The following is a 4,057-nucleotide window of genomic DNA, read 5'->3' as shown; positions in this document are numbered from 1 at the left end:
CTTGTACCACTTCATTAATATCAAATTTAATATTATCTTCAAGTGGTAGATTCATAATAAGAAAAAACTTTTTAATTGACTCAAAATCTTCTTTATCAAGTCTTTCAATTATTAAATTTCCATTAATTGATTGCATAATTATAAGAGAATCTTTCAAAATATCCTTAATTTCCTTCAAATAAAATTCTGCTCTACCAGATAAATTCACTATACAAAAATAAACATCTTTTTTAATTAACCACTCTTTATTATCTACTATGAAACTTCTTATTTTTTTATGAATAGCTTCATTATAAATAGGTGATAAAATTATATAATTATCAAAAGTTTTATCATCAGCTTTAAAATTTTCTGTTTTTATTATCTTTGAATATCCAATTATTTTAGCTACTATTTCTGAACTTTCTTTTGTAGTACCATATTTGCTTTCATAAATTATAAGATTTTTCATCTTCCCCCACCTTATAATACTAAAATCCTATTCTTTTATTTATACTAAACTTTTACTTAAGATATACAATTAAATTTTATTCTTCATAAATCATTTTTTTCGTCATTCCACCATCAACAACAAGGTTATGGCCATTAATAAAATCATTATCTTCACTTGCTAAAAAAAGACATGCATTTAATATATCCTTTGGCTTTCCAACTCTTCTCGATGGATGTTGCTTATGATCTAATTCAGTTAATTCTTCATAATTTTCAACTTGTATCCATCCTGGGCTTATTGCATTTACTGTTATAGGAGTTTCACTTAAAGATATTGCTAGTGAATTTGTAAGTGATACTATTCCACCTTTTGATGCTCCATAAGCTTCCCAATTTGCTTCATTTTGATTCCATCTAGTTGATGCAATATTAATTATTCTTCCATAGCTTTGACCTTTATTCACTTCAATAAATTCCTTAGAGCAAATAAAGCTTCCACTTAGATTAACGCTTATTACATCATTGAATTCATCTATTGTAATATTATTTATAGATTTATTAAAATGTGAAATAGCTCCATTATTAATTAATACATGTGCAAATTGACTTTCTGCCCTTATTTGTCTAAAAGCTTCTTTAATTTCATTACTATTTCTTAAATCTACTTTTATAAATGATATTTCTTTGGGTAACTCCTCATGACACTTTATATCTAAAGCATATACTTTATACCCTTTTTCATTAAATCCAAGTGATAAGTGATATCCTATTCCACCTGTTCCTCCAGTAATTACACAAACCTTTTGCATATATATCCCCACCTTAAATATACTTATAATTATTTGTTCTTTAGTAATATTAATTTTATTTTTAATTTAATATCTTCCTTGCATCTATAATAATATCTAAAGTTATATCATCATTATTAACTAAAATAGAATCTATATCTATTCCTTCAAAATTTCCCTTATAAATAATTACTTTACTTTTCTCATAATCTACCTTAATATTGCTATCATTAAACCAGTCTTTAACAAAAGTTTTTAAAGCTACATTAACAAGAAAATTAGCTAATTTTAAATCAAGAACTTTTACTTCTCCAATATTAATTACTAAATCCTTATTTTCATTGAGACTTGGAGTAATATTAACCTTAATTGGTGTATTAAAACTATCATTTACAGCATAATTTACATATAAGTCAATACTATTATTTTGAATATCTACTTCAAGATTACTCATTTTATCATTTTTTGTACTCTTTAAGTAATACTTTATACCATTAATTATTGATACTTCTGGTACAATAACCTTTCCCTTAACTCCAATTACAGGTTGATTTATTATTTCCATATTTTCAGCTTTAATTCCTGAAATGGAATTTAAAAAACCTATGGTTCCTTCTTCTAATTTTTCATTAATAACTTCATTTGATAAATTTTCATTAGGTGTATTCTTATCTTTACCATATATATATAATACTATAGCCCCTAAAATAATAGTAATTAGTATTATTATTGATATTATTATGTTTCTTTTGTTTTTCATAATTTACCTCCATTTTCTTTAAAGTTATCATATTTACAAAATATCTTCTAGAAATTATCTTACTACATAAAAGTTACTATTCTCTATAATCTATCCCTAAAACACTGCTATCATCTTGATCTATGTAAACAATAATAGGTCCAAAAATATCATCATTAGTTGTAAATGTAACTATATATGTTTCCTTATTTTTAATATTAACAGGAGTATTTTCCTCATTTTCTATAAAGTATTCTTCTTCAAATTTAATCTTCTGTACATCTGCAGATTCCCAATTAATTATGGCAGCTTTGTTTCTATAATCTAGATAATTATATGCATTCTCCCTAATATATTTATTTGATGTATTATTACACCCAACTAATTGTACTATACTTATAATAAATAATATATATATCTTTTTCATACTACTCCCCCTTATACCTATTGGACAATTTTTTTATCATAAATGTTCCCAATCTTATTTTTATTACTTTGTATATAAAGTGTTTTCACATATATACTCCTGTTATACTAAATTGTTGCTAACAACAATTTAGTATAACAGAAAGCAAATTAAAATATCTCATCATTACACATATGAAAATATACTTGTAACAATGAGATATTTCTTTATAAACTTTAAAGCTTACAATATTGATTTTTTTGAATATATTTATTAACAATAATTCCTATAATAAGTAAAATGGGAAATATACTTGCAACTAAAATTCCAATCTTAAGATTATCATTAAACATACCTGAAGCTCTTCCTACAACTGTTGGTCCAGCTGAACATCCTAAATCTCCTGCTAATGCTAAAAAGGCAAACATAGCCGTTCCTCCTCCCCTTATTTCAGTGGCAGACATACTAAAAGTTCCCGGCCATAATATTCCTACTGAAAACCCTGCTATACTACACCCAATAAAACCTAATATTGGCCAAGGTGATAATGAAATAATTAAGTAACTTACTAAGCAAAGAACTCCACTATAAATCATCGTTTTTTGAAGATTTATCTTTTCACTAAACTTACCATACAATAATCTTGATAATCCCATCATTATGGCAAAAAGCATTGGTCCAGCTAAATCACCAATAGTTTTGCTAACTCCAAGTCCCTTTTCTGCAAATGTAGATGCCCATTGACTTACAGCTTGCTCACTTGCTCCAGCACACACCATTAAAATTATCATAATCCAAAATAAATTCTTAGATAATAATTCTTTAATTGTTAACCCTATTTGCCCATCTTTATTTAAATGAGAAACAGGTACTTTAATAAAGAAAATAGTATTAATCATTGGTATAATAGCCCACAATAATGATAAGTATTTCCAATTGATTATTCCAAATATGGCGAAAAATATAGTTGATAATAAAACTACGCCTACATGTCCCCAACAATAAAATGAATGAAGTAAACTCATTGCACTTTCTTTATTATCTGTTGGGCATGCTTCTACTATTGGACTTATAAGTACTTCTATTAAGCCACCACCAACAGCATAAATCATAACAGATAGCATTAATCCTATAAATGGATCATTAAAACACTCTGGCAATATTGTTAATGATATAAGTCCTAAAGCTGAAAAAATATGAGCTATTACTACAGACCACTTATATCCAATCTTATCAATAAAACCTGCCGATAAAAAATCAATTACTAATTGTAATCCGAAATTAAATGTTACTAAAAATGTTATTTTCGATATTGGTATATTATACGATGATTGAAAAGTCAGAAATAATAATGGAGCAAAGTTATTAATAATTGCTTGAACGATATACCCAGTAAAACATGCATACATAGTATGCTTATAGTTAAACTTCATCTTATAGTCCTCCTCTTTTATTTATTCACAAATTGTATTATATAACACTTTTTTATAACTTTATTGAACTTTTTATCCATTTTATAGCACAATATCATCAAAAGTAACTTCTTACTCATTCTTCTTTAAATAATGTTTATAAAAAATGTATTATTTTTTCATATAAGTACACCAATTAATTTAGTTAGTGTATTTATATGAAAATATTTAAATTTTACTTACTATTATTAAATACACTTACAAATAATTTTATATCTAT

5 protein-coding genes are annotated in these 4,057 nt (G+C 25.6%); all 5 read right to left on the bottom strand.

The window, feature by feature from the left end; translation table 11 throughout:
- On the bottom strand, positions 1-451 hold a 451-nt coding region (locus I4V51_RS20365; protein WP_243281589.1), incomplete at its 3' end, for a flavodoxin domain-containing protein.
- Positions 452-527: 76 nt separating this feature from the next.
- Positions 528-1,241, bottom strand: a complete 714-nt coding sequence (locus tag I4V51_RS20360; protein WP_207746031.1) for an SDR family oxidoreductase — start codon at positions 1,239-1,241, stop codon at positions 528-530.
- A 61-nt stretch (positions 1,242-1,302) separates the two neighbouring features.
- Positions 1,303-1,980, bottom strand: coding sequence for a hypothetical protein (locus I4V51_RS20355; RefSeq protein ID WP_195990269.1), 678 nt, complete (start codon positions 1,978-1,980; stop codon positions 1,303-1,305).
- 76 nt (positions 1,981-2,056) lie between these two features.
- Positions 2,057-2,386, bottom strand: a complete 330-nt coding sequence (locus I4V51_RS20350; RefSeq protein WP_195990268.1) for a hypothetical protein — start codon at positions 2,384-2,386, stop codon at positions 2,057-2,059.
- A 215-nt stretch (positions 2,387-2,601) separates the two neighbouring features.
- Positions 2,602-3,798 carry an MFS transporter gene (locus I4V51_RS20345; RefSeq protein ID WP_195990267.1) on the bottom strand — a complete coding sequence of 399 codons (1,197 nt, stop codon included), beginning with the start codon at positions 3,796-3,798 and terminating at the stop codon, positions 2,602-2,604.
- Positions 3,799-4,057 lie beyond the last annotated feature (259 nt).

This window comes from Clostridium sp. D53t1_180928_C8 (genome assembly GCF_015667795.1).
Classification (GTDB): Bacteria; Bacillota; Clostridia; order Clostridiales; family Clostridiaceae; genus Clostridium.
The sequence above is the reverse complement of the archived record's forward strand: the minus strand, read 5'-3'. Positions and strand labels throughout refer to the sequence as shown.

Excerpts from the sequence above, each read along its gene's own strand:
- I4V51_RS20345 (WP_195990267.1), bottom strand. The coding sequence starts at position 3,798 with ATGAAGTTTAACTATAAGCATACTATGTATGCATGTTTTACTGGGTAT.
- I4V51_RS20350 (WP_195990268.1), bottom strand. The coding sequence starts at position 2,386 with ATGAAAAAGATATATATATTATTTATTATAAGTATAGTACAATTAGTT.
- I4V51_RS20355 (WP_195990269.1), bottom strand. The coding sequence starts at position 1,980 with ATGAAAAACAAAAGAAACATAATAATATCAATAATAATACTAATTACT.
- I4V51_RS20360 (WP_207746031.1), bottom strand. The coding sequence starts at position 1,241 with ATGCAAAAGGTTTGTGTAATTACTGGAGGAACAGGTGGAATAGGATAT.